Origin of the sequence: Qipengyuania proteolytica (assembly GCF_019711565.1) — a bacterium.
Taxonomy (GTDB): Bacteria; Pseudomonadota; Alphaproteobacteria; order Sphingomonadales; family Sphingomonadaceae; genus Qipengyuania; species Qipengyuania proteolytica.
Genome location: NZ_JAIGNN010000002.1, coordinates 256,957 through 283,003 on the forward strand (window position 1 = coordinate 256,957; position 26,047 = coordinate 283,003).

General features: G+C 66.7%; 24 protein-coding genes. 8 read left to right on the top strand and 16 right to left on the bottom strand.

Annotated elements, in window-relative coordinates:
• Positions 1-142 precede the first annotated feature (142 nt).
• The 4 genes from K3172_RS10130 to K3172_RS10145 all read left to right on the top strand — a co-directional run bounded on the left by K3172_RS10130 (position 143) and on the right by K3172_RS10145 (position 3,302).
• Positions 143-925, top strand: a complete 783-nt coding sequence (locus K3172_RS10130; protein WP_247718131.1) for a succinate dehydrogenase iron-sulfur subunit — start codon at positions 143-145, stop codon at positions 923-925.
• Between the two features lie 4 nt (positions 926-929).
• The gene (locus K3172_RS10135) at positions 930-1,394 is read left to right on the top strand and encodes a PaaI family thioesterase (protein WP_247718196.1); all 465 of its coding nucleotides are present in this window, start codon (positions 930-932) and stop codon (positions 1,392-1,394) included.
• Positions 1,391-2,503 (top strand): cell division protein ZapE, encoded by a 1,113-nt coding sequence (gene zapE / locus K3172_RS10140; protein ID WP_221589681.1) that lies wholly within the window; start codon positions 1,391-1,393, stop codon positions 2,501-2,503. Before K3172_RS10135 ends, zapE begins: the two co-directional genes overlap by 4 nt.
• A 100-nt stretch (positions 2,504-2,603) precedes the next feature.
• Entirely contained in the window at positions 2,604-3,302 is a 699-nt protein-coding gene (locus tag K3172_RS10145; RefSeq protein ID WP_221589683.1) for a pirin family protein, read from the top strand.
• Positions 3,303-3,312: 10 nt separating this feature from the next.
• Here the strand turns inward: K3172_RS10145 and K3172_RS10150 are convergent, their stop codons facing one another.
• The 12 genes from K3172_RS10150 to K3172_RS10205 form a co-directional block, all read right to left on the bottom strand.
• The gene (locus K3172_RS10150; protein WP_221589686.1) at positions 3,313-5,211 is read right to left on the bottom strand and encodes an XrtA/PEP-CTERM system amidotransferase; all 1,899 of its coding nucleotides are present in this window, start codon (positions 5,209-5,211) and stop codon (positions 3,313-3,315) included.
• A gap of 10 nt (positions 5,212-5,221) precedes the next feature.
• Complete coding sequence (gene xrtA / locus K3172_RS10155) at positions 5,222-6,211, bottom strand: exosortase A (protein WP_221589688.1); 990 nt, start codon at positions 6,209-6,211, stop codon at positions 5,222-5,224.
• Positions 6,201-7,424, bottom strand: a complete 1,224-nt coding sequence (locus K3172_RS10160) for a TIGR03087 family PEP-CTERM/XrtA system glycosyltransferase (RefSeq protein ID WP_221589690.1) — start codon at positions 7,422-7,424, stop codon at positions 6,201-6,203. The genes xrtA and K3172_RS10160 overlap by 11 nt, the downstream gene beginning before the upstream one ends.
• 14 nt (positions 7,425-7,438) lie before the next feature.
• Positions 7,439-8,500, bottom strand: coding sequence for a FemAB family XrtA/PEP-CTERM system-associated protein (locus K3172_RS10165; RefSeq protein ID WP_221589692.1), 1,062 nt, complete (start codon positions 8,498-8,500; stop codon positions 7,439-7,441).
• Positions 8,497-9,354: an XrtA system polysaccharide deacetylase gene (locus K3172_RS10170; protein WP_221591102.1), complete on the bottom strand. Its 858-nt coding sequence runs from the start codon at positions 9,352-9,354 to the stop codon at positions 8,497-8,499. The genes K3172_RS10165 and K3172_RS10170 overlap by 4 nt, the downstream gene beginning before the upstream one ends.
• A 33-nt stretch (positions 9,355-9,387) precedes the next feature.
• Complete coding sequence (locus K3172_RS10175) at positions 9,388-10,584, bottom strand: XrtA/PEP-CTERM system-associated ATPase (RefSeq protein WP_221589694.1); 1,197 nt, start codon at positions 10,582-10,584, stop codon at positions 9,388-9,390.
• Between the two features lie 13 nt (positions 10,585-10,597).
• Complete coding sequence (locus K3172_RS10180) at positions 10,598-12,268, bottom strand: preprotein translocase subunit YajC (RefSeq protein ID WP_221589696.1); 1,671 nt, start codon at positions 12,266-12,268, stop codon at positions 10,598-10,600.
• 4 nt (positions 12,269-12,272) lie between these two features.
• On the bottom strand, positions 12,273-13,319 hold the full coding sequence (locus K3172_RS10185) for a P-loop NTPase family protein (RefSeq protein WP_345725639.1): 1,047 nt from the start codon (positions 13,317-13,319) through the stop codon (positions 12,273-12,275).
• A 15-nt stretch (positions 13,320-13,334) separates the two neighbouring features.
• Positions 13,335-14,855: an XrtA system polysaccharide chain length determinant gene (locus K3172_RS10190; protein WP_221589700.1), complete on the bottom strand. Its 1,521-nt coding sequence runs from the start codon at positions 14,853-14,855 to the stop codon at positions 13,335-13,337.
• A 15-nt stretch (positions 14,856-14,870) separates the two neighbouring features.
• Positions 14,871-15,512 carry an XrtA/PEP-CTERM system exopolysaccharide export protein gene (locus K3172_RS10195; RefSeq protein ID WP_221589702.1) on the bottom strand — a complete coding sequence of 214 codons (642 nt, stop codon included), beginning with the start codon at positions 15,510-15,512 and terminating at the stop codon, positions 14,871-14,873.
• 162 nt (positions 15,513-15,674) lie between these two features.
• A complete protein-coding gene (locus K3172_RS10200; protein ID WP_221589704.1) occupies positions 15,675-16,901 on the bottom strand; it encodes a pyridoxal-dependent decarboxylase, exosortase A system-associated in 1,227 nt (408 codons plus the stop codon).
• On the bottom strand, positions 16,898-18,412 hold the full coding sequence (locus K3172_RS10205) for an acyl-CoA ligase (AMP-forming), exosortase A system-associated (protein WP_221589706.1): 1,515 nt from the start codon (positions 18,410-18,412) through the stop codon (positions 16,898-16,900). The genes K3172_RS10200 and K3172_RS10205 overlap by 4 nt, the downstream gene beginning before the upstream one ends.
• Before the next feature lie 27 nt (positions 18,413-18,439).
• Between K3172_RS10205 and K3172_RS10210 the strand changes: the two genes are divergently transcribed.
• From K3172_RS10210 to K3172_RS10225, 4 genes are read left to right on the top strand one after another with little or no spacing between them, the layout of a single operon-like run.
• Entirely contained in the window at positions 18,440-19,429 is a 990-nt protein-coding gene (locus K3172_RS10210) for a GNAT family N-acetyltransferase (protein ID WP_345725640.1), read from the top strand.
• 36 nt (positions 19,430-19,465) lie between these two features.
• Positions 19,466-19,768: a phosphopantetheine-binding protein gene (locus K3172_RS10215; protein WP_221589708.1), complete on the top strand. Its 303-nt coding sequence runs from the start codon at positions 19,466-19,468 to the stop codon at positions 19,766-19,768.
• 59 nt (positions 19,769-19,827) lie between these two features.
• On the top strand, positions 19,828-20,454 hold the full coding sequence (locus K3172_RS10220; RefSeq protein ID WP_247718132.1) for an alpha/beta hydrolase family protein: 627 nt from the start codon (positions 19,828-19,830) through the stop codon (positions 20,452-20,454).
• Positions 20,451-21,227 (top strand): hydrolase 1, exosortase A system-associated, encoded by a 777-nt coding sequence (locus K3172_RS10225; protein WP_221589712.1) that lies wholly within the window; start codon positions 20,451-20,453, stop codon positions 21,225-21,227. Before K3172_RS10220 ends, K3172_RS10225 begins: the two co-directional genes overlap by 4 nt.
• On the opposite strand, the gene K3172_RS10230 is transcribed toward K3172_RS10225, so the two are convergent.
• From K3172_RS10230 to ilvD, 4 genes are read right to left on the bottom strand one after another with little or no spacing between them, the layout of a single operon-like run.
• Entirely contained in the window at positions 21,224-22,420 is a 1,197-nt protein-coding gene (locus K3172_RS10230; protein WP_221589714.1) for a class I SAM-dependent RNA methyltransferase, read from the bottom strand. The two genes, K3172_RS10225 and K3172_RS10230, sit on opposite strands and share 4 nt — an antisense overlap.
• Positions 22,417-23,799 carry an NAD(P)H-hydrate dehydratase gene (locus K3172_RS10235; RefSeq protein WP_221589716.1) on the bottom strand — a complete coding sequence of 461 codons (1,383 nt, stop codon included), beginning with the start codon at positions 23,797-23,799 and terminating at the stop codon, positions 22,417-22,419. The genes K3172_RS10230 and K3172_RS10235 overlap by 4 nt, the downstream gene beginning before the upstream one ends.
• Entirely contained in the window at positions 23,792-24,145 is a 354-nt protein-coding gene (locus K3172_RS10240; RefSeq protein ID WP_221589718.1) for a hypothetical protein, read from the bottom strand. The genes K3172_RS10235 and K3172_RS10240 overlap by 8 nt, the downstream gene beginning before the upstream one ends.
• Positions 24,146-24,183: 38 nt before the next feature.
• Positions 24,184-26,031 carry a dihydroxy-acid dehydratase gene (ilvD, locus tag K3172_RS10245; RefSeq protein ID WP_221589720.1) on the bottom strand — a complete coding sequence of 616 codons (1,848 nt, stop codon included), beginning with the start codon at positions 26,029-26,031 and terminating at the stop codon, positions 24,184-24,186.
• Positions 26,032-26,047 lie beyond the last annotated feature (16 nt).

Below are 26,047 nucleotides of genomic sequence, written 5' to 3' on the forward strand. Positions count from 1 at the left end.
CCTGACGGTTCCGCGCGCAGTACGTGTTTCGCCCTGTTCCATCCCGTCGCACAGACGTTGCGGGATTTGCGCCACTCTCGGCCTTGCACCGCTCGCCTGAACCGCTAGATGGGTTGCGCAAGGCAACAGGATTACAGGCGTAATGGCGAGTTTCACCCTCCCCGCGAATTCGAAGATCACCGGCAAGAGCCGCGCCCACAAGGCGGAAAGCGGCAGCCGGATCCGCAAGTTCAAGATCTACCGTTACGATCCCGACAGCGGCGAGAACCCGCGTTACGACACATTCGAGCTCGACCTCGACGATTGCGGTCCGATGGTTCTCGATGCGCTGTTCAAGATCAAGAACGAGATCGACCCGACGCTGACCTTCCGCCGCTCCTGCCGCGAAGGCATCTGCGGCTCGTGCTCGATGAATCTCAACGGCAAGAACGGCCTCGCCTGCACCACCGCGATCGAAGACCTGAAGGGCGAAATCCGCATCACCCCGCTGCCGAGCATGGACGTGATCAAGGACCTCGTGCCCGATTTCACGCATTTCTACGCGCAATATGCCAGCATCCGCCCCTGGCTGCAGACCGTCTCGACTACGCCGAGCGGCAAGGAACGGCTCCAGTCGCCCGAACAGCGCGAAAAGCTCGACGGCCTCTACGAGTGCATCCTGTGCGCCTGCTGCTCGACCTCGTGCCCGAGCTATTGGTGGAACAGCGACAAGTTCCTCGGCCCGGCGATCCTGCTGCAGGCCTATCGCTGGCTGGCCGACAGCCGCGACGAAATGACCGGCGAGCGGCTCGACCAGCTGGAAGATCCCTTCCGCCTCTATCGCTGCCACACGATCATGAACTGCGCGAACGTCTGTCCCAAGGGCCTGAGCCCGGCCAAGGCGATCGCCGAAACCAAGAAGATGATGGCCGAACGCGCGATCTGACGTGCTGCCGGACGAGGTCTTCGAACACGGTCCCGACCCGGACAATCCGGGCTGGCGGCACTGGAACCTGAAGGACCCGACGCTGTTCAACGGCGCGGTGATGGGCAAGCTCATCACCCGCATCGACGATGACGGGAAAGCGCGGCTGCGCATGTTTCCCGAACGGCGGCATGAGAACCTGCAGGGCATCATCCACGGCGCGGTGACGCTTTCGCTGATCGACATTAGCCTGTTCACCACCATGCACACGATCGGGACCGGCAACGCCGGCCCTTCGGTCACGCTCGAGCTGTCGACCCAGTTCGTCGGCGGCGGACTGGTGGACCGGTCGCTCGACGCAGTGTGCGAGATCGTGCGCGAGACGGGCAGCATGGTCTTCGTGCGCGGGCAGGTGGTGCAAGAGGAGCATCTCGTCGCCAGCTTTTCGGGCATCGTGAAGAAGATGCACCGCCGCCCGACGCCGCAATGAGCGGTATGCTCGCCCGTTACGAGCGGCTCGTCGCCGCTGGCGAATTACGCGCCGATCCCGACCAGCGCCGCGCCGCCGAACGGCTCGACCGGTTGCAGAAGGACCTGCAGGCCGAGGCGCCCGGCGGCCTGATCTCGCAGCTGTTCCGCGCCAGGAAGACCCGCCCGCAAGGCGTCTACATGTGGGGCGGCGTGGGGCGCGGGAAGTCGATGCTGATGGACCTCTTCATCGACAGCCTTGCCATCGAACAGAAGCGCCGCGTCCACTTTCACGAGTTCATGCTCGAAGTCGACCAGCTGATCCGGCACGAACGCGCCAAGGAAGCCGGCGACCCCATCCGTCCGGTGGCCGCGACGCTGGCGGAAGGCATTCGCTGCCTCGCCTTCGACGAGATGGTCGTCACCAACACCGCCGATGCCGCGATCATGAGCCGCCTGTTCACCGCGCTGATCTGCGACGAGGGCGTGACCGTGGTGACGACCAGCAACCGCCCGCCCAAGGACCTCTACAAGGACGGGCTCAACCGCTCGCTCTTCCTGCCCTTCATCGACCTGATCCAGGCCGAACTCGACGTAATGCCGCTCGATGGCCCGGTCGATTACCGGCTCGACCGCCTCGGCGACATCGCAAGCTGGCACGCGCCGATGGGCGATGCGGCCACCGCGCAGGTGCGCGAGGCCTTCTTCCGCCTGACGGATTTCGACCCGGAGGATGCCGCCAACGTCCCTTCGGGCGAACTCGACCTCGGCGGCGGGCGGACGCTGCATGTGCCCAAGAGCCTCAAGGGCGTCGGTGTGTTCAGTTTCAAGCGGCTGTGCGGCGAGAACCGCGGTGCGGCGGACTATCTCGCCATCGCGCGCGCCTATCACACCGTCATCGTGGTCGGCATCCCGCGCATGTCGCCCGACAATCGCAACGAGGCGATCCGCTTCACCAAGCTGATCGACGCGCTCTACGAGAACAGCGTCAAGCTGTTCGCCACCGCCGCGGCCGAACCAGAGGACCTCTATACCAGCGGCGACGGGGCCTTCGAATTCGAGCGCACCGTCAGCCGCCTCAAGGAAATGCAGAGCGCCGATTACATGGCGCGCGGTCACGGGCTCGCCTGAGCGGCAGGGTAGTCACATCGGTGTTTCTTGACGGCAGAAGAGCCGCCCCCACATCGGGCGCATTCCGGCGTCAACACCCCGCCGATGCGAGAGAAATACCATGATCGATATCCGTCCCTTCGAGAGTCTTGGCCATGCCGATCACGGATGGCTCGATGCGCGGCATCACTTCAGCTTCGCCAATTACCACGATCCGGCGCGCATGGGCTGGGGCAGCATTCGCGTGTGGAACGACGACACCATCCAGGCGCAGACCGGCTTCCCCCCGCACCCGCACCGCGACATGGAAATCGTCACCTTCGTCCGGAAGGGCGCGATCAGCCACCGCGACAGCCTGGGCAACGAAGGCCGCACCGCAGCGGGCGACGTGCAGGTGATGAGCGCGGGCACGGGCATCACCCATGCCGAGTTCAATCTGGAGGACGAGGACACGACGCTGTTCCAGATCTGGATCATCCCCGATCGCGCGGGCGAAAAGCCCGGCTGGGGCCAGCGCGAATTCCCCAAGGCCTCGCGCGAGGGCGGCTTCGAAGTGCTCGCCAGCGGCACGCCCGAGGCCGACGACGCGCTGCCGATCCGCACCGATGCGAAGGTCGCCGCAGCGACGCTCGCTGCCGGTCAGACGGCGGTCTGGCAGACGTCGGGCGAGCGGCACCAGTATCTCGTCGCGCCCAAGGGCCGCGTGACCGTGAACGGCGTCGAAGCGCAGCCGCGCGACGGGATTGCCGTGACCGGCGAGAGCGAGATCGTGGTCGAGGCGCTTGACGACGCCGAGATCGTGCTGGTCGACGCGCGCTAGGCGCCGGGCCTCAGGTGCCGGGCCTCAGGTGCCGGAGCGACCGCTCCAGCATCAGCAGCTGCCACAAGACGCGGCCGTTGTCCGAACGGCCCGCAATATGATCGTCCGCGAGGCGTGAGAGCGCCTTGCGGGCGAACCATCCGCTGCCGGTCAGAAGTTCACTAGAAGCCACCGCCCTCGCCTCGCCCGCGAGCGGCCCGCGGAACCACTCGGCGAGCGGCGTCACGAACCCCTGCTTGGGCCGGTAGAGGATGTCCTGCGGAAGATACCGCTCCATCGTGTGCTTCATCAGCCACTTGCCGGTCGTGCCGCGAATGCGCTGGCCCTCGGGCAGCCGCGCACCGAATTCGATCAGCCGGTGGTCTAGGAGCGGTTCGCGCGCCTCCAGCCCGACGGCCATGCTCGTCCGGTCGGTCTTGGTCAGGATGTCGCCCGGCAGCCAGAACTTGAGATCAGCATATTGCGCGCGGTCGAGCCCGCTGCGCGCAGGCGCCTCGCGCATCATCTGCTCTAAGGGCTGCTCTGCGCGGTACTCGCCGCGCTCGCGCAGCATCGCGTCGCCATAGAGCGCCTGCCGCTGTTCGGGAGCGAGGATAGCCAGCGCGCGGGCATAACCCGCCTCCCCGCTCGCCGCGAGCGCAAGGAACGTCGTCTTCGCCCTCAGCGGACGCGGGGCCCAGTCGGCCTTTGGCCAGACCCGCCCGAGAGCGCCGAACACCGGCTCGCGGAGCGCGCGGGGGAGGACCGCCCTCGCCTGCTCCTCGCGCCGCTGGAACAGCTGGCGGCGGTACCCGGCGAAGGCTTCGTCTGCGCCGTCGCCCGACAACGCGACGGTCACATGCTCGCGCGCCAGCTCGCACACGCGCAGGGTCGGCAGCGCGCTCGCATCGGCGAAGGGCTCGTCGAAGATCGCCGCGATCCGGTCGATTGCGCCGAACTGGTCGGCCGAAACGATCCGCTCGTGGTGGTCGGTGGCAAACAGTTCCGCCACCTTGCGGGCGTGGCTGGTTTCGTCGACGCTCGCGACGTCGAAGCCGATCGAGCAGCTCGTCACCGGCTTCGCGCTCGCCTCGCTCATCAGCGCGACCACCGAGGAGCTATCGACCCCGCCCGAGAGGAAGGCGCCCAGCGGCACGTCGGCCACCATCCGGCTCGTCACGCCTTCGCGCATCAGATGGAGGAGCTGCGCCGCATAATCCTCGGTCCGCCCGCGCTGGCGTTCGGCGAAGCTCACGTCCCACCACTGCACCGGCCGACCCGGCGCCTTGCCGTGCTCCAGCAGCAGGAAATGCCCGGCGGGCAGCTTTTCGACCCCCTGCAGCATCGCGCGGTGATCGGGGACGTAGCCCCAGGTCATGTAATCCTCGATCGCGAGCGGATCCACGCGGCGCTTGAACAGCGGGTTGGCGAGCAGGCCCTTGAGCTCGCTCGCGAAGGCCAGCGCCCCGCCCTCGAGCCGCGCCATGTAGAGCGGCTTCACGCCCAGACGGTCACGCGCGAGGAAGAGCTGGCGCTTCTCGCAATCGTAGAGTGCGAAGGCAAACATGCCGTCGAGCTTCTCGAGGCAACCCGGCCCCCACTTCTGCCAAGCGGCGAGGATCGTCTCGGTATCGCCATCGGTGCGGAAGCGGGCGCCGGCCAGCTCCAGCTCGCGGCGCAGGCTGCGGTAATTGTAGACCTCGCCATTGAAGACGATCACCGCGCGCCCGTCGGCCGAATGCATCGGCTGTGGCGAGCCTGCGAGGTCGATGATCGACAGGCGCCGGTGACCGAGCCCGACGCCGGGCGCCGTCCACACACCCGACCCGTCCGGCCCGCGGTGCGAAAGCGCATCGGTCATCCGCTCGACCCGCTTGGGATCGACCGGCTTCACCGTCTCGTAATGGAAAATCCCCGCGATCCCGCACATGCGCGGTGGCCTAGACGAGCCGTGCGATCACGGCAAAGGCGAAAGCGATGGCCAGGCCGAGGCCGAGGACGAGATTGGGCGCCAGCCAATAACCCTCTAGTCGCGCGACAACCGGCAGCCCGGCGACCTCGGCGGCGCTCCACCCGGAATCTTCCGGATCGCGCTCGAACCAGCGCCAGGCGATGCCCAGCACCAGCGCGATGACGATCCCGAAGAACACCCAGCCGTAAACGATGTGGTCGAAGCTGCCTGCCGCCTCTGCGCCGACATACTGCGCGATGAAAATGGTCGCCCAGGCACGAACGCCATTGGCGATGATCGGCACGATCACGCAGGCGAGCAGCAGCCACCCGCGCCTGCTCCAGCGATCGAAGCAGGTGAAGGCCACCAGCACCCCGAGCGTCACCATGGCGATCAGGAACTTCACCCCCGAACACGCCTCTGCGACGATGAACAGGCCCGCAGGCGTGTCGATATAGATGCCGTCAGCCACCATCGCGACGCCGCTCGCCTCGGTCAGCCAGGTGGCGAGATGCGCCGTGACGGCCTGCAATTGCGGGATGATCTCGTCGCCGAAGGGCACGAGGAAGCTCGAAAAAACGATCGGGAGCGCCAGCACCAGGCTGACCCGCAAACCAAGCAGCGCGATGGCCGCGCCCTGGAAAGCCATGACCGTTCCAGCCTGCGCGAAGAGGTTGATCCCCAGCGCCCTGCCGCCCAGCCAGATGACCAGACCCAGCGCGGTCCAAAGCAGTCCGGGCCACCAGCCTTGCGGCCTGACCTGTGCCAGCTCCTCGCGCCGCAGCCAGACGAGCCAGGCGATGATCGGCGGGATGAGCAGGATGTGACTGTAGGTATCGATGTTCCACCACTGGTGCGCCATCTCCGCCCATTCGGTGAAGGTGGCTGCGAACAACGCAAGCCAGATCACGCCGAGGCGCATCACGGCGCCGGTCCAGGCATCGTCGCGCGGCAGATCGAGCGAGGCTTCACGCGGCATCGCTGTCGCTTTCGGTCGGTCGCATGAGCTCCGCCAGCTGGCGGTGGATCGCCGCCCAGCCCATGTGCCCGGTAACGAAACGGCGCGCAGCCGCGCCCATGCCGCGCGCCTTGCCGGCATCGCCCAGCAAGCCATCGATAGCTTCGAGCCATTGTGCCGGATCGGCCGGGACGACGGCGAAATGCTCGCCATCGCGCGCCGGGATGCCCGTCGCCGCGCCCGGTGTCAGCACGACCGGCCTCGCCATGGCCATCGCCTCGAGCACCTTGTTCTGCACCCCGCGCGCGATCATCAGCGGCGCAACGACGAGGTCCGCCGAGCGCAGGAAGGGGCGCACGTCGGGCACCTCGCCCCACACCCGCACGCCGTTCTCGCCATGCCGCGCCTTCAGCGCCGCGCCGGGAGCACGCCCGACGATATGGAACCGCGCGCGCGCATGGGTCTTGCGCAAGGCCGGCATGATCTCGCGCATCACCCATTCCACCGCCGCGACATTCGGGGCGTAATCCATCTGTCCGGTAAAGACGAGCTGCGGGTCCTCGCCCTCCTCGAGATCGGGCTGGAACGGCGTGCTCGACGGATCGAAGAAATCGGTGTCGATGCCATTGCCCAGCGCGCGGATCGCGGTGCCCGACAGGCTGTCCATCCGGCTTGCCAGCAGCGAGGCCTCCATCGCGCTGATGAGCAGCGTCACATCCGCCCGGTGCGCCAGCCGCGCCTCCTCGCGCGCCAGCAGCTTCGCCTCGCGGCGGTTGATCCAGCGGCGCTGGCCTGCAGCGGCATAGGCCTCGAACTTGGCGCTATCGACGTCGCACAGGTCGATCACGACCCGCCCGTGATAGCTGTCCGGGATGTACTGGCCCATCTGCCCGGAGAACACGAAGATCGTGTCGATCCGGTGGTTGCCCAGCGTCTTCGCGACATAGCGGCGCATCGCCTCGTGCTCGAAGGCTGTCACGCTCACCGGTTTGTTCGAGAGCACGGCCTCGATACCCGCCAGAGGGAGCGGCTTGCGACGCTCGACCAGCGCGTGGGTCTTGGCCATCTGCGCAAGCTCGCGTTTCTGCATCATGTCGGTTTCGGTCTCGCCGAAGGTCCCGACATGCACGGGCGCGAGTTTCGCCAGCCCTTGCAACAGGTGGTGCGAACGGATCTTGTCGCCGCGGTCGGGCGGGAACGGGACCCGGTGTGCAAGGAACAGGATGTCGCCCACGGTTTCTTGCGCCCTCAGCCGAGCCCGCGCGCGATCCAGGGACCGATCCGGTTCGCCACCGGCAGCGGCAGCTTCTTCCACAGCGCGATCTTGGCCGAATAACCCTCGTCGGTCGGGTCGATATTGCGCGCCGCAACGCCGGGCGCCGACCAGCTGCGATAGACCAGCGGTTCGGCTTCGAACCCCCAGTTCTTCTTGAAGGCGAAGGGTCCGCTGCCGACTTTCGAGCGCCCGAAATCGAAGCGGGTGCAGCCCTTGCGCCGGGCATGGAGCATCAGTTCGTAATACATGCGCTCGTTGCCCCGCAGGGCGCGGGCGGCATAGGTGCCCCCGCCCCAGAACGGCATGGCGGTTCCGCGGTGGTAGAGCGACAGCACGCTGGCGACCGGCGCGCCCTCGTGCCGCACCGTCAGGATATCGGCATCTTCCCCGAACAGGTCGAGCACCGCATCGAACAGGCGGCGCGGGAAGACCGGCGTGCCGAGATTGCGCACGCTTTCGGCATAGACGGCATAGTGCGAGGCGCGCTCGGCCTCGTCGCTACCCGTCGACACGGTCATGTCTCCCGCGAGACCCTTGCGCACCTCTGCGCGGGCCTTGCGCGGGATGGCGAGCAACTGTGCCTCGTCGTCGACGGCGAGGTCGGCGGCGAAGTTGGCGTGTTTCCCTTCGATGGATTGCCAGTCTTCCGGTGCCACAGGACCGCGCAACTCGATCGTGCTGGCCGAGCGGCGCAGCGCGAGTTCTTCGGCCGCCTTGCACAGTGCAAGCGCGTCGCCTTCCCGCTCGGCAATCACGCCGCCGCCGACACCGAAGCCGCTCGAAACGAGCGCGCGCCCGAACAGCGGCGAATGGATTTCGCTGAGGGGCAGCCAGCCCGAGGGAATGCCGCCCCGTTCGGCGACGAGGCCGAGGGCGCGGTTGCCCGTCCCCTGCTCGATGGCCCGCAGCCAAAGCGGGCGATGGAACGCGCTCGCGCCCTGTCCGGCCACGAAAGCCTCGATCCGCGCGGCCTCTTTCGGATCGCGCGGATCGACCTGCCGGATGGCGACGCTGTGGTTCACCGGCGCGTTCATGCGGCCCAGTCGAGGCTGAGCGGCTTTTCGCGCGCGGCGAGCGCGTCCATCCGGCCCCAGGCGAAATCGCCGAGCAGGTCGGATAGCTTGCCCGCCATGCGCGCAAGGTTGGTGTAGTGCCGCAGGCGCGAACGCATCGGAGCGCCGGGGACGCGCGGCTGGTCGGGATCGACCTCCCACGGGTGGAAATAGAACACCGCCGGGCGCTTGTCCTGACTGTTCACCTGCCGGATCGCCCAGCGGCTGAAGCCATAGGGCAGCACGCGGAAGAATCCGCCTCCGCCCGCCGCCAGGCGCTTGCCGCGGAAAAGCGCGGTCGTGACCGGGATCTCGACCAGATCGCTGTCCGGCACCGGATTGAAGGCGAACCGCGGGGCTTCACGCCAGCCATAGTGGTCGTGGACGATCGGCGCGACGCTGGAGGAATAGGCATAGCCGTGCTCGGCAAGCACCTGATGCGCCCACGGATTGCGGGCATCGATGGAAAAACTCGGCGCGCGATAGCCAGTGATCGCCGCGCCGCCCGCATCTTCGAGGATGGCGCGCGCCTTGGCGATATCCTCGGCGAACTCATCGGGCGTGAAGGTGAAAACGCGCGTGTGGTCGTAACCGTGACTGGCCAGCTCATGACCGCGCTCGACGATCCGGCGCATGGCGGGCTTGTTGCGCTCGGCGACCCAACCCAGGGTGAAGAAGGTCGCCTTGACCCCGGCCTGGTCGAACAGGTCGAGGATGCGCTCGACATTGTCGCCGACGCGCAGCTGGAGCGAATCCCAGTCCTCGCGCCGGATCGTGTTCTCGAACGCGCCGACCTGGAACCAGTCCTCGACGTCGACCGACAGGCCGTTGACGATGCTGTGCTGTGTCACCGGCCCTCCCCCGCGATGTCAGGCTGCCGCGCGGGTGGCCTGGCTTTCGAAATAGTCGATCATCATGGTCAGAACGTGGCGCAGCGACTGCTCCTGTTCGTCGAGACGACGCTCGATGGCCGAAAGGCGCTGGTCGGCATCGGCGGGCAAGCTGCCACCGGCTTCGGCCCGTGTCTTCGACAGCTTCTCGACCTCGCGGCGCAGCGCCGCCATATGCTTGTCGCGCTCGGCAAAGGCCTTCTCGATGGCGTTGATCTGCATATCGAGCAGGCCGCGTACGCGTTCCTGCGACACCGGTTGGGGCGCGGCGGCGGCCTGCGCCGCCTTGGCGATCGCGTCGGCCGCCGGAAGATCGCGATCCGGACGCGGCCGGGCGACCTTGGTCTCGGCCTGCTCCGGCGAGGCGTCGCCAGCCATCTCCTCGAGCACGGCTTCGAGCATGTCGGCTTCGAGCACCGCCTGTTCCTCTACCGCACCCATCAGCAGCAGGCGGGTCATCACCTGGTTGACCTTGCGCGGGATACCGCCGGTCGCCTTGTGCAGCTTGACCCACACACCCGCGCCGATCTCGGGATTATGGTCCCAGCCGACATGGGCCAGGCGGTGAATCACATAAGGTTCGATCTCGCCCGGCTGCATCGGCTCGAGATGGTGCGCCGCGATCACGCGCTGGCGTAGCTGTTCGAGCTCGTCCGACTGCGCGAGCAGGTGCTTGAATTCGGGCTGGCCGAGCAGGAGCGTCTGCAGCAGTGGGTGCGAGCCGAGCTGGAAGTTCGACAGCATCCGCAGCTCTTCGAGCGCGCCGATCGAGAGATTTTGCGCCTCGTCGACTATCAGCAGCACGCGGCGGCCGTTGCGGGCTTCCTCGTGCAGGAACAGCTCGATCGCGGCCAGTGCCGCCGCCTTGTCGCCGCCATCTACATCGAGACCGAAGCTGCGCGCGGCCACGTGGATCATCTCCTCGCCGTCGAGCGCGCTGGTGACGACTTCGCCCACAGTCATACGCTCGCCGTCGAGCTTTTCCTTGAGGTGCGCGACCAGCGTCGACTTGCCCGCGCCCACCTCGCCGGTGATGACGACGAAGCCCTCGCCCTGGTTCAGGCCGTAGCCGAGATAGCTCAGCGCCTTCTTGTGCGTGAGGCTTTCGAAATAGAACGCCGGGTCGGGGGTGAGCTGGAAGGGCCGCTCGCTGAAACCGTAGAATTCCTCGTACATCGAAGCGTCCTTATCAGAAATCGTAGCGCAGGCCGAGCAGCGCGGAGGCGGTAACCACCTCGTCCGGCGCGGCTTCCGCATCGAGCATGGACAGGGCAACCGCGGCGCGCGCCGAGAGGTTACGCCAGACCTGCTCCGAATAGGAGGCCGAGGTGCCGAGCGCGAAGGCGTCGCCGAGCGCGCCTGCACCGCTTTCGAACCAGTTGGCATAGGTGTTGAGCGAATAGTTGCCGCGGCCCAGCGGGCCCGCGAGGTTCGCCGAGACATAGACGCTCTCGTCGACGATCCCGTCGGCCAGCGCGAGCGGCGTGCCCGGCGCGCCGATGAAGCGGCGGCGGTCGTAGCCGGCACCGATGCCGGCGACCGTGCGGCCCATCTGGTGGGTGTAGCTCAAGGCCACGCCCCGGCCGCGGAAGACCGAAGAGCGGACCGAGCCAAGCACGCCGTCGATGCAGCCCGACCCGTCGAAGCTGTTGACGCAGCCGGTGATGTCGCCCGTGACCGGATCGCGCACGACCGAGAAATCGGTCGGCAGCGCGGCGAGCGCATTGTTGAGGCGGCCGCCGAAGCCCTGGATGCCATCATAGACGCCGATGCCGAAGGTGCTGCGGCTGCTCGGGGTCCAGGTGAAGCTGCCGTAGAAGGTCTCGCTGTCATAGCGGTGGCCGAAGGTCGCCTGCAGCTGCGTGCGGCTGCTCGGGCGCCACATGACGCCGACGTCCCAGATCAGGCCGTCCGCCTCGTAGGCGATGACGCGCGGGCTGGTCTCGTCGGTGACATAGCGGCCGTCCGAACCGATCACCGGATTGCCGTCGGCGTCGCGCACGGCGTCGCGGCTCGATACCTCGACATCCTCGAAGCCCGCGCCGAAGACGAAGGCCAGCGTCGGCGAGACCGGCACGGTCACATCGCCCCGCACATACGCATCGCGCACGCGCTGGTCGAGGTTCGAGACGTCTTCCTGATAGTAACCGGCTCCGACGCCGACGCCGACCGGCAGGCCAGCCCAGCCGGGTGCGATCCCGGCGCGCACATTGGCGCTGTGGCTGACGCTGTCATCGAAGATATCGACCGCCTGCCCGCTCGCCGTGACGATCTCCGGCGCTTCGACGCGCGTGTAGCCGATGCGATAATTGGCCGAGACTTCGACCGGACCCGCCTGCGTCTGCAAGGTCGGCCCGGCATAGACCGAGTAGGTCTGCGTGGTCAGGTCGTCGGCCGCAAAGGGCGCGATCGTTGAGCGGCCGCTGCCGTCGACGCTGGTGCGGTTGGCGAGCGCCCCCGCTTCGACCGTCAGCACATTGGGCACCACCGAGGCATAACCGCGCACGATGCCCGACAGGCTGTCGGAATCGGCCCCATCGGACTGGTGCGCGAAATTGCGCTCGTAGCGCACCGAGGCCGCCAGACCGTTGTTGCGGCCCTGGATCGAGGTATCCACGCCTGCCGCAAGCTGCGTGTAGGTGAGGACGTCGCTCTCGGGCGAGATCTGCCAGTTGGCGATCGTATTTGCCTCGATATAGGGATCGACCCGGACGCTGCGGCCCGAGCGAGGCGCACCGTCGGCCTCGGCCTCCTCGGATCCACTGCCCTGAAAATCTTGCGCATGCAGCGGGGCGGCGAGCGGCAGCATGGCTGCAAGCACGAGCGCCGATGCGCAGGCCAGTTTCTTGCGACTGTTCATGGGCTTACTCCCCATACCCGTAATAGCTGCCGAACTTGCGGCCGCTCGGGCTGAAGGTGGCATCGTTGAGGAGGAGCTTGATGTCCGGACAGGCCGACAGCAGGTCCAGCGCATCTTCGAGCGCGGCCCGTCCGGTCTGGTCCGAGCGGGCGACGAGCAGCGCCTGCCCGACATGCTTGGCCAGCTCCGCCGCGGGCGTTGCGGCAAGGGCCGGCGGGCTGTCGAAAATGAGGAAGCGGTTGGGCGCGCCGCGCGTGAGGCGGTTGAGCACGACCCAGGTCCGTTCGCTCGCAAGGTATTCGCTGTCGCGCCCCGTGCGTTCGCCTGCCGGGAGCACCCAGAGGCCCGGGATATCCGTCCCGACGACGAAGTCCTCGACATGCGCCGAGGGATCGGCGAGCACGTCCATGAAGCCCTTGCCCGCTTCGAGGCCGAGCTTGCCCATGATCGACGGCTTGCCGAAATCGGCATCGATCAGCAGCACTTCCATGTCACGTTCCGCCGCCATGGCGATCGCGAGGTTGAGCGCGCAGAAGGTCTTGCCCTCGTTGGGATGCGGCGAACAGACCAGCACGCGGCGCGCATGGGCGCTCGCTTCGGCCTTGGCCGCCGCGAGCAACTGGCGCTTCACGATGCGGAATTCCTCCAGCAGCGTGGAAGCGCCGCCATCGGGGTCGATCAGCCCCTGTTCGCGCAGCATCGAGCGTACGATTTCGCGCTTCTGCCCGGTGAAGGCGACGGCTGGAGTCTCGGGTTCGGCCGGAGTGGCAGCGGGCATGGCCGGCTTCGCTGCATCCGCGCCGACCGCTTCGCCGATGTAGTCGGACGACCGGCGCTTGGGCGGTGCCGGCTGGGCGGGCTGTGCGGGCGCAGCGTCTTCGGTGCGGCGCTTCGGCGCGAACTTCTTCGCCTTGTCGCTCTCCAGCCCCTGCGGAACACCCGCCGGCTTGAGGCTGTCGAGCCCGAATGCGCCGCTGGCGCGCTCGAGCAGCGAGCCGCGCTTGGGCTCCGTCCCGCTATCCGGGGGCGTGATCTTGGTGGGCTTGTTCACTGACACGTTTCCCCCTCAGGCCACCGATCCGACCTGGATGACCTCGACGACCAGCAGCAACAGGCAGATGCCTGCCAGCGCACCGCTCGCGGCGAAGAACTTCTTGAGCTGCATTCTCTCGAGCCGCCGCGCCTCTGCCGTGACCGAGCGGGAGATCGTCCCGATGACCGGAATATCGAGCACCCGCTCGAGCTTGTCGGCGGTAGTGAAGCTGGACTTCATCTGGCCGAGGACGAAGGCAATAGCGGCCCCTGCACCGAAACCCGCCAGCAGCACCCCGACCAGCAGCAGCGGGCGGTTCGGTGCCGCCGGCTTGGTGGGCGCGGTAGGCGGATCGATCACTTCGAACTGAAACGCGCTGCGCTCGGTCTCGACCTGTCCGCGCAGGCGCATTTCCTCGCGGTCGTTGAGAAGCTCGTCGTATTTTTCCTTGAGCACCTCGTAATCGCGGGTGATGCGGTTGGCCTCGGCGGCCACGGCGGGTTCTTCCGCCTGGTTCGCGATCAGGCGCGAGATATCCGATTGCAGCGCCGCCTTGCGGGCCTGCAATGCCTGGTAGTTCGCTTGCCGTTCGGATCGCATTGCGACGAGCGAGGCATAGGCCGGGTTGGGCGCACCGGTCGATCCGGCCGGTTCGCGGGCGGCCTGTTCGCGCAGCGCGGCGATCTGGCGCTGCTGCGCCTGGATGTCCGGGTGGCTATCGGTGAGGCCGCGGGCCCGCATCGCGGCGAGCTGCGACTGGGCCTGCGACAGCGCACCCCGCGCGCCGCCTTCGGCGCCGAAGGTCGCGATGGTCCGCGGCGTGCTGGAAATCTGTCCGTCTATCGCGGCAAGCGAGCTAGATGCAGCGGCAATGTCGCTATCCACGCCGCGCATTTCGTCCCGCATGGTGTTGAGGCGGCTGCTGACGCTGCCGCTACCGCCGATCAGTTCGGGATGCTGCGCTTCGAAGGCGAGGCGGCGCTGTTCGGCAGCCTCGAGTTCCTTCTTCCGATCGTCGAGCTGCTGGTCGAGGAAGACCAGCGTATCGGCCACCTGCCCGCGATTGCCGGAGACGTTCTCCTCGCGGAAGATGTCGATCAGCTTCTGCACGACGTCCTGCGCCAGGGCCGCGTTTTCCGCATCGGTCAGCGAGGAATCGCCGATGGTTGCGGTGAGTTCGAAGAGGTTGTCCTCGGTGCTCTTCACACCGACATTCTTGGTCAGGCCGTCCACCGCGCTCTGCATCTCGCGCTGCGTATTGACGTTTTCGCCCAGCTTGGTCGCGCGGACGACCTTCTCGAGATTGACCGCGCTGGTCAGCGTCTGGCGCACCTTGGTGATCGCCTGCCTGCCCTCGCCCGAAATCTCGAGCTGCTTGGACAGCACGTCGTCGAGCTCGACATAGATACGCGCGCGGCTTTCGTAGCTGTTCGGGATCGTCGCCACGAACAGCCAGCCGAGGATGCAGACGCCCCAGGCCACAGCAAGCGCCAGCCAGCGGCGGTTCCACACCGTGTGCAGCGCGCCGCGGATCTCGTCGAAAACTTCCTGCATGCCCCCGCAGACCCCTTAGAAGGTGCTTTCCGGGATGATTATCACATCTCCCGGCTGCAACAGAACATTCGCCTTGCTGTCACCGCGCTTGAGCAGGTCGGTCAGGCGCAGCGCATATTCGCGCTGGCGGCCGAGCTGCTTGTCGAACCGGATCAGCTTGGCGCGATTGCCCGCGGCGAACTCGCTCAGACCGCCCACGGCGATCATGGCGTCGAGGACGGTCATGTTCGCGCGATAGGGCAGCGAGGCCGGCTGTTCGGTCGCCCCGACGATGCGGACCTGCTGGCTGAAAGTGCCCGCGAATTCGTTGACGATCACCGAGACCAGCGGGTCCTCGATATACTGGCTCAGCTGCAGGCGGATGTCCTCCTCCAGCATCGAGGGAGTCTTGCCAACTGCGGGCATGTCCTTGACCAGCGGGATGGTGATGCGACCGTCGGGGCGGACCTGGATCTTCTCCGCACCCAGTTCGGGGTTGCGCCAGACGTGGATGGTGAGCTCGTCGAGCGGACCGATCACATATTCCTCGCCCGGACCTTCCTGCAGCGCGACGAAGGTCGCCGGCGGCAGTTCCTCGCCCGTGGTGGTGCATCCGCCGAGAGCCAGCGTGGCGACGGCACATCCGGCAAGCAAGCTGGCAGTACGGGTGAAGCGCATAGATCGTATCCCTGAACATACGTGTGGGACGGACAGGCACGGCATGCGCCCGGCAATCCCGGTTTGGGCCATCTATTGCCCGATAAAGGTGAACATACTGTTATCCATGCGCCCGGAATGCGGCGGATTCCCGCGGGTTTACCCTGTTTTACGCGGGGTGTCTCAAATCAGGACTTCGGCTGCCGGCCCCTGTCCGAGGAATGCGCTGGGCGAGGCGCTGGCGCCATAGGCCCCGGCGCAGAACACCGCGACCAGATCGCCGACCTCGGCATGCGGCAGTTGCGCCTTGTCGGCGAGGCGATCGAGCGGGGTGCACAGGCAGCCGACGACGTTGGCCTCTTGGGTCGGCTCCGCATCGAAGCGGCTCGCGATGGCGACGGGATAGTTGCGGCGCACCACCGTGCCGAAATTGCCCGACGCGGCGAGTTGGTGGTGCAAGCCGCCATCGGTGACGAGATAGGTCTCGCCGTAGCTGTCCTTCCGGTCGACGATGCGGGTCAGGTAAACGCCAGCCTCGCCAACGAGATAGCGACCGAGTTCGATAAAGAGTTCAGCTTCGGCGAGCGTGTCGGGAAGATGCCGGAAGCGCTCCTCCAGCGCATCGCCCACCGCCTGGATATCGAGCGGTTCGTCGCCGGCGAAATAGGGGATGCCGAAACCGCCGCCCATGTTGAGCTTGGGCAGCGCCACACCCGCCTCTTGCGCGATGCGGTCGGCGCAGTCGAGCACTTTGGCCTGCATGTCGATCACTGCCTCGGCCGACAGCGCCTGGCTACCGGTGAAGATATGCAAGCCCCGCCACTCGCAGCCTGCGGCGATAATCTCGCGCGCCAGGGCCGGCACCTCGGTCGCATCGACGCCGAAGGGCCTGGGCCCGCCGCCCATCTTCATGCCCGAGCCCTTGAGCTCGAAATCGGGGTTCACGCGGATCGCGAGCCGCGGCGTGGTGCCGGTCCGCTCCCCGATGGCGAGCGCCCGGCGGGCCTCGTTGGCGCTTTCGAGATTCAGCGTCACGCCGGCGGCAATCGCGGCTTCGAGCTCCTCGTCGCGCTTGCCGGGCCCGGCAAAGCTCACCCGTGACAGGTCGAAACCGGTCGCCCTGACCATTTCCAGTTCGCCGCCCGAGGCGATGTCGAGTCCGTCCGCCAGGGTAGACACAAACTCAAGAACAGGCGCGAAACTGTTGGCTTTTATAGCATAATTTATCCTGATACGCTCAGGCATGGCCGCGCGCAGGTCGGCGAACCGCTGCGCGATCAGTGCGCGCGAATAGACGAAGAGCGGGGTGCGCCCGGCTTCTTCGACCAATTCGGAAACCTTGCGCCCAGCAATCGCCAGCTCGCCGTCTATCGCGGAATAGCCGCCGGGAATGGGACCGAGGGGCTTCATGCGCCGATCTCGCGGGCAATCGCGGTCCGGTCCAGCTTTCCATTCGGATTGAGCGGCAGCGTGTCGCGCCAATGGATCGCGTGCGGTTGCATGAAATTCGGCAGGTCCTTCTTGAGCGCCTTTTCGAGCGCCGGTCCCCCATCGTCAATGTTGTTCGCTGCGCGCACCACGAGGTGGATTGCATGACCGAGCCGCTCGTCGGGCACGCCCAACGCTACAACCTCGGCCACCAGGCCTGTAGCGAGCGCGGCACTTTCGAGCTCCTGCGGACTGATCCGGTTGCCCGCACTCTTGATCATCGCATCGCGCCGCCCGACGAAATAGAGCAGGCCATCCTCGTCGCGCTTGACCCGGTCGCCGGACCACACAGCAGTCCCGCGGTAGGTCGAGGCAACAGGCGCAGGCTTGAACCTCTCCGCTGTCCGCTCCGGGTCTTGCCAATAACCTTGCGCGACCAGCGGACCGCAATGCACCAGTTCGCCCTCCGTATCCGGCGCAGCCACCTCGCCGGCATCATCGATCACGAGGATCTCCGCGAAGGGAATCGCCTTGCCCATCGAAGTCGGATGCGCGTCGACGAGTTCGGGATCGAGATAGGTCGAACGGAATGCCTCCGTCAGGCCGTACATGGGAAAAAGTTTTGTTTCCGGGAACATGGTACGCAAGTTTCGCACGAGTTCGACAGTCAGCGCGCCGCCAGAATTGGTCAGCCGGCGCATGCTCGCGATCGCCTCCTGCGGCCATTCGGTCTCGGTCAGTTGGACCCACAATGGCGGGACCGCCGCCAGCGTCGTCACCCCGTGCTTCGCGCAGGCCTTGGCGACATCCTTCGGGAACAGGTAATCGAGCGGCACCACCGCCCCGCCGGCATACCAGGTCGAGAGCAACTGGTTCTGGCCATAGTCGAAGCTCAGCGGGAGAACCGCGAGCGTCACATCGTCGCTCGCCATGCCGAGATAGGAAGCGACGGAGACCGCCCCGAGCCACATATTGGCGTGGCTGAGCATGACCCCCTTGGGCTTGCCGGTTGAACCACTTGTGTAGAGGATTGCGGCCAGTTCCTGCGGGTCCTGCGTGGACGGACCGAGCGTGGCACCCCCCGCATCGGCAAGCGCAAACACGTCGTTTTCGTCAAACACCTCGCACCCTTCGGGCACATCCCCGGCCTCCAGTGTGGCCAAGCGCGCCTTCGTGCCGACCAGCGTGACAGCACCGCTGTCACCGAGGATATGCGCGACCTGCGCCCGCTTCAGCAGCGGATTGATCGGCACATGGATCAGGCCGGCGCGGGCGGCTGCCAGCGGCAGGAGGCAGGTGAGTTCGCCCTTTGCGGCCCAGCTGGCGACCCGCGCGCCCTTCTGCGCCCTCTGTGCCAGCCAGCCTGCGAGCAGCCCGACCCGCGCGCGCAGATCGGCATAGGTCAGCGTGCGGTCGCGCAGCACCAGGGCAACAGCCTGTGCATCGCCTCTCTCGGTCAGTTGATCGAGCGGGAACGGCGTGGGATAAGGCATCGATGCTCCAAGGCGGGGAATTTCCGGGTGGCGATCGAAGTCAGCTATCACGAGACGGTTAGCAAACTGCAAGAGTTTGCCGAATTTGCACGCGGACCGTTCGACAGGGCGGAGTGGTATGCGCTGCTGGCGACGGGCGGTTGCGAGCCGCTGATCGTGACCGGTCGCTCGGCAAAGCGGACAGTCGCCCTGCCCCTGATGCGCGGCAACGATGGCCTTGCGAGCCTGACCAACTGGTTCAGCTTCACCTGGCGCCCGCTGGGCCATACCGATTATCTGGTCGACGAGATCCTCACCGAAATCGCCCGCGACCTGCGCGGCAGGGTGGCGCACCTTACTCTCGCACCCGTGCCGGATGAAGACGGCAGCGCAGCGCGGCTAGAAACAGCGTTCCGCGCGGGCGGCTGGATCGTCATCCGCGAACAGTCGGATGAAAACCATGTCCTGCGGGTGGAAGGCCGCTCCTTCGCGGAATACTGGTCCTATCGCCCCGGAAAAATGCGCACGACCTTGAAACGGAAGGCCAGGAAGGTCGACGTCGAAATCCTGACTCGGTTCGAAGAGCCCGCCTGGGCGGATTATCGCTCCATATACGAAGCGAGCTGGAAGCCCGAGGAAGAACGGGCAGATGTTCTTGATGCCTTCGCCCGCGCCGAGGGGGAAGCCGGCCGCATTCGCCTCGGCATAGCCCGAGCCGACGGAAGCCCGGTCGCGGCACAGTTCTGGACGGTCGAGAATGGCACCGCCTACATCCACAAGCTCGCCCATATCGAGGCCGCCAAGCCGCTTTCTGCCGGGACCACGCTGAGCGCCGCGCTGTTCGAGCATGCGATCGATGTCGACAAGGTCGAATTGGTCGATTTCGGCACGGGGTCGGACGCCTACAAGCGCGACTGGATGGAAACAGTGCGCCCGCGTTACCGCCTGACCTGCTATGACTGGCGCCGGCCCGCCACGTGGTTGCCGATTGCGAAGGCCTTGGTCCGTCGCCTTGCGCCGCGAAATTCGCGCGGCTAAGGGCAACGCCTTCGTACGCAGGGGATTACCAAGCGAATGACCGCCGAGACCGCCAGTGCCGATCCGACCGGGCCTAGCCGCAGCGCCATCGACACTACCTTGCGCGCCATCCTGCGCGATGTCCTCGCTCTGGATGACGGGCAGGTCGAAGGTTTCGACGGCGATACCGGCCTGTTCGGCCACCTGCCCGAACTCGACTCCATGGCCGTCGCCGGCCTGCTGACCGAAATGGAAGACCGGCTCGACATCGTGATCGACGACGATGATGTCGACGGCGAAATGCTCGAGACCTATGGCGGCCTGCTCGCCTTCGCCGAAGCGAAAACGGTCGAAGGCTGACCCTCCGCATGTACAGCAGTTGGCCCTGCCCGACGCCCGATGGCGGAACGGGCGAGGAGATGATGCTGGGCTTCGACCAAGGGCGGACAACCCGCATATTGCTGCTCGCTCCACTATTCGACGAGGCCAACAAGTTTCGTCGTCAACTCGTTGAAATCATGCGCAGGTTGGATCAGAACGGGATCGACAGCTTCCTGCCGGACATGCCCGGGTGCAACGAGAGCCTTGCCCGACATGGCGAGCAGAGCCTCGCCCGCTGGCAGGAGGTGGCGGCCAGAGCAGCCGACCATGTGCGGGCGACGCATGTCTTCGCGATCCGGTCGGGTAGCTGGCTTGCTCCAGAGGCTCATGCAGGCTGGCTCTATGCGCCTGCCAGACCGGCCAAGATCCTGAGAAGCCTCGCCCGCGCGCGCACCCTCGCGGCGCGCGAAGCAGGCCGCGACGAGACGGTGGACAGCTTACTCGAGCAGGGCCGCACCAAGGGTATCGAGCTGACGGGATGGGAGCTCGGGTCCCGGCTTGTCGGCGAACTGGAAACAGCGCAATTCGAGCCCGCTGCCGCTTATTCGGTGATCGAACAGGCCGACATCGGCGGAAAGCCACTCTGGCTGCGGGCGGAAAACGATGTCGATCCGGCGCAGGCCGACGCGCTTGTAGCTCTGATCCTGGCGGGGTTGTCCGCATGAGCCGCATGCCGCTTAGCTTCGAGTGCCAGGGCAAGCGCTGCGGCGCGACGCTCGACACTGCGCCCGGGGCAACGGGCCTGCTGATCGTGAGCGGCGGCAACGAAATCCGCGCCGGTGCCTTTAACGGACAGGCGCGCCTTGCCGCTGAAATCGCCGCGAAAGGTTTCCCGGTATTCCGCTTCGATCGCCGGGGGATCGGCGACAGCGAGGGCGAGAACCGCGAATTTCGCAGGTCGCGCAAGGATATCGCCTCGGCCCTGCTGGCGTTCCGTGCCATCGCGCCGCAGGTCGAACGCGTCGTCGGATTCGGCAATTGCGATGCCGCGAGCGCGCTGATGCTGGCAGAGGGTGCGGGTTGCGACGCCCTCGTCCTCAGCAATCCTTGGACAATCGACGAGCACGAGGCTGCGGTGCAGGCCCCGTCCGCGCTGCGCTCGCGCTATGTCGAGAAGCTGAAGAACCCGCGCGAAGTTCTGCGGTTGCTCACGGGCGGGGTCGACCTGCGCAAGCTTGCGTCAGGCGTACGGCAAGCGAGTGCGAGTGGTCCGCCGCGCTCGAAGCTTGCTGGAGAAATGGAGCGCGGCCTGGCCGGCTTCGTCGGCCCCGTCCGCATCCTGTTGGCCGAGAACGACCGGACGGCGCAGGTTTTCGCCGAGCGGTGGGACAGTTCGGATAGCCGCATTGTCCGCTGCCCGGGTGCCGGTCATGCCTATGCCGAAGCGCATGCCCGCACATGGCTGCGCGAGCAGATACTCGAAGCGCTCCGGGTCTAGCGGACGAAGTAGCTGGCGAGTTCGACATGCGTCGACCAGCGGAACTGCCCGACCGGACGCAGCGTCTCGAGCCGGAAGCCCGCATCGACCAGCGTCTTCGCATCCTTCGCCCAGCTTGCAGGGTTGCAACTGATGTAAGCGACGCGCTGTGCCGTGCTGGCTGCGATCTGTGCCACCTGTTCGCGCGCCCCGGCCCTCGGAGGATCGAGCAAGATGGCGGCGAAGCGGCCGATTTCTTCGGCTTGCAGGGGATTGCGGAACAGGTCCCGGTGCATTGCATGGACGGACTGGCCACGCAGGTTCGCCGCCGCCTTGCAAGCCAGATGCGCATCGCGCGCGGCTTCGACAGCAAGAAACTTGCTCGGTCCGACAAGCGCGAAGGCGAATGTGCCGAGGCCGGAGAACAGGTCGGCTACGGTGGCCGCGCCCGTCAGCGCAGCGCGCGCATCGGCCACCAGCACATTCTCGCCATCGAGCGTGGGCTGGAGGAAGCTGCCGTGCGGCAGGGGAACCGGAACCGGGCCGAGCATGACGGTGATCGGCTGCGGTTCCCAGACGGTCTCGGGCCCGTAACCCTGATCGAGCGAAAGGCGAGCGAGGCCATGATCACGCGCGAAATCAAGCAGGGCTTCGGTAGCGACAAGGCCATCTGCCGACATCCCCTTCAGCACGCAATCGACGCCCTGGTCCGCCAGCGTCAGCTCGATATCGACCGGCTGTCGCCCGCCATGTTTCGCAACGAGCGCGCGCAGCGGCGCGATTAGGGCGAACAGTTTGGGTCGGAGGATATGGCACTCGCGCAGGTCGACGATCCGGTGCGCGCCTTTTTCACGGAATCCGAGCACGGCACCGCTGGCGGTGCGCAGGCCATGCAGGGTCGCGCGCCGGCGGCTGTTCGGCGGCGAAAGGTGCGTCGGGAGCAGCGCGCCCACCACGATACCCTGCCCCTCGGCAGCGTGGACAACCCGATCGGTGACGAATTGCCGCAGCGCCTCCTCGTCGGCCTGCTGCAGCTGGCATCCCCCGCAGGTACCGAAATGACGGCACGGAGGCGTGACATGATGCGGGCCACGCTCGATCGTGCCATCGTCCTGCACGATGTCGCCGGGCACGGCACCGGCCACATGGCGACCCGACGCGGTGACGCCATCGCCCTTGGCGGCGATGCGAAGGATGGTTTCTTTGTTGCTCACAGGAACGACGCCATGGCCGGTTTCACGGCGCGCGCAAGATCGCTGGCCGAGAAAGCCGGTGACGCAAGGCGCGCAGCCTCGAGGTGCAGCCACACCCCTTCCTCGCAGGCCCGCATCGGATCGCCGTGGACCGCCAGCCGTGACGCCACGATACCGGCGAGCACATCGCCAGTTCCGGCGGTCGAGAGCCAGCTCGATCCGGCGGGGAAGAAACGCGTGCCGTCCCTCCCGACGAGGATCGTGTCCGGGCCCTTGGCCAGCACGGTCAGGCCAGTGGCGTCGTGCAGCCCCTGCGCCCGCGTAAGCTTGCTTTCCGCCGTGACGCCGAAAGCCTCGCAGAGTCGTGCCAACTCGCCCTCATGTGGGGTTAGGCAGACCGCGGCAGGGTCCTTGCCCGCCACCATGTCTGGCACAAGCAGGTGCAAGGCATCGGCATCGAGGACGCACGGTTTGCCGGTAGCCAGGACCGCCGACAGCTTGTCGCGCGCGGCGGCATCCCGCCCCAGACCCGGACCGACGAGCAGCGCCGCGATGCGCCTGTCGTCGAGCACCCCGGCCAGATCGCTCCCGATCACCAGATCGGCGGGCGCGTCGGGATGCGAGTTTTCGCTCACCAGTTTCACATAGCCTGCCCCGGCATGCATGGCCGCCTCCGCCGCGAGGATCGGCGCGCCCGGCATGGTCCCGGCAAGGATGGCTAGCAGGCCGCGGCGATACTTGTGGCTGTCGGCAGGCGGTGCGGCGAACGCGGGCCATTGCGAGAGTCGCTCTGTGGAGCCATCGAGATCGAGCCCGATGTCGACCAGTCGACGCGCACCCATCGCAGCCATGGCAGGCATCAGCAGATGCGCGCGCTTCCACGCACCCAGCGCCAGCGTCAGGTCGTATGCAGGCAGCGGCCCGAGGATGCGCCCGCTATCGCTTTCGACGGCACTCGGGACGTCGATTGCAATCTTATAACAGGTACTTCCAGCTACTTTCTCAAGCAGCTTCGCAAAGTCTACGCGAACCTCCCTTGCGAGTCCGTAGCCGAACAGGCAGTCGACCACGACGTGCCCTGCGGGAATGCCATCCTGCTCGACAACCCCGCCGAAACCCTGTCGGGCAATGCATGCCGTTTCGGTCTTCGGTTCGACCGGGGCAATGACCTGAACCGCGTAACCGCTCCGCAGGAGGACGTCGGCGATGACATAGCCGTCACCGCCGTTGTTGCCCGGCCCGCACAGCACGGTGACATCGCGCCCGGCGGCCATGCGCATGACCCACCGCGCTGCGCCCTGCCCCGCCCGCTGCATCAGCTCCCATTCGCTCGTGCCGGCATCCATCGCCGCGCGTTCCGCCGCGCGCATCTGCTCGACGGTGAGGACGACGTCACTCATTCGCGGCGTCCCGGTTCGGAAAACTGTACGCGTCTCCCGCGACGGTAACGATGACGCCTCCGTCACGAACCTCGCTCCGCGCCTCGTCGGCACCGTCGAGCGCGACGAAGCCGTCCTCGCGCAGCAACAGGCGGCGGAAGCTGCCATCGGGATGGCGGATAATGTAGATATTTGCGCCCGCCACGCGCGCGGTTTCGAGACGGCACGCGTCGGACCAGTCGCCTTCGCCCGCCAGCGCACACTGCACCGGTTCCGCGCCTTCCTGAGCGACCTCCTGCGTCGGGGAGCAGGCGACGGCGAGCGTCAGGGTGCCGAAGACGGCAAGCCAGTGCGAGGTCATTCTCATTCCCCGCGGCTGCCACGCCTGCATTGCGGGGGCAAGTCTCAGTCGCGCCTGATCTGCGAAACGTCCCGGATCGCGCCGCGTGCAGCAGAGGTGGTCATCGCCGCATAGGCTTCGAGTGCCGGCGAGACGCGGCGTTCGCGCGTCTGCGCCGGGCGCCAGCCCTTCGCATCCTGCGCTGCGCGGCGCTCGGCCAGCACCTCGTCGGAAACGGCAAGGTTGATCGTGCGATCGGGGATCGAGATTTCGATCCTGTCGCCATTCTCGACCAGCCCGATCTCGCCACCCTCCGCAGCCTCCGGCGATACGTGACCGATGGAGAGGCCGGAGGTCCCGCCCGAAAAGCGGCCGTCGGTCAGCAGCGCGCAAGCCGCGCCGAGGCCCTTCGATTTGAGGTAACTCGTCGGGTAGAGCATCTCCTGCATGCCCGGCCCGCCGCGCGGACCTTCGTAGCGGATCACCACGACGTCGCCCTCGACGACCTGGCCGGTGAGGATTGCGGTCACCGCATCGTCCTGGCTCTCGTAGACCTTGGCCGGGCCCGAGAAGTTCAGGATGCTCTCATCCACCCCGGCGGTCTTCACGATACAGCCGTCACGCGCGATATTGCCGTAGAGCACCGCAAGGCCGCCGTCCTTGCTGAAGGCATGCTCGGCGCTGCGTATGACGCCGGTCTCGCGGTCGAGATCGAGGATCTCCCAACGGCGCGACTGGCTGAAGGCGGTCTGCGTCGGCACCCCGCCCGGCGCGGCGGAGAAGAACTCGCGCACCTTGTTGTTCTGCGTGCGGCCGATATCCCAATCGTCGAGCGCATCGCCCATCGTCGGGCTGTGCACGGTCGGCAGCGCGGTGTGGAGCAGGCCGGCCTTTTCCAGCTCGCCGAGGATCGCCATGATCCCGCCCGCGCGGTGAACGTCCTCCATGTGGACGTCGCTCTTGGCCGGGGCGACCTTGCTCAGGCACGGCACCTTGCGGCTCAAGCGGTCGATGTCCTGCATGGTGAAATCGACCCCCGCCTCATGCGCGGCGGCGAGCAAATGGAGCACGGTGTTGGTCGACCCGCCCATCGCGATGTCGAGGCTCATCGCGTTCTCGAACGCCTCGAAGCTCGCGATCGAGCGCGGCAGGACGCTCTCGTCCTCTTCCTCGTAATACCGCTTCGCCAGCGTCACCACGAGCCGCCCGGCCCGTTCGAACAATTGCTTGCGGTCGGCATGGGTCGCCAGGGTCGAGCCATTGCCGGGCAGCGACAGACCCAGCGCCTCGGTCAGGCAGTTCATCGAATTGGCGGTGAACATGCCGCTGCACGATCCGCAGGTCGGGCAGGCGTTCTGCTCGATCGCGGTCACTTCCTCGTCGGTATAGGCCTCGTCGGCGGCAGCGACCATGGCATCGACGAGGTCGAGCGCGACCTCTTTGCCCTTCACCACGACCTTGCCCGCTTCCATCGGCCCGCCGCTGACGAACACCGCAGGGATATTCAGCCGCATCGCCGCCATCAGCATCCCGGGGGTGATCTTGTCGCAATTGGAGATGCAGACCATCGCATCGGCGCAATGGGCGTTGACCATGTATTCGACGCTGTCGGCGATGAGGTCGCGGCTGGGGAGCGAATAGAGCATCCCGTCGTGCCCCATCGCGATCCCGTCATCGACCGCGATGGTGTTGAATTCCTTGGCCACGCCGCCCGCCGCCTCAATCTCGCGCGCAACCAATTGGCCGAGGTCCTTCAAGTGGACATGTCCGGGGACAAACTGGGTAAAGCTGTTCACAACCGCGATGATCGGCTTGCCGAAATCGCCGTCCTTCATCCCCGTCGCGCGCCACAAGCCGCGGGCGCCGGCCATGTTGCGGCCATGGGTAGTGGTGCGGGAGCGGTAGGCGGGCATGGCTGATCTCGATTGC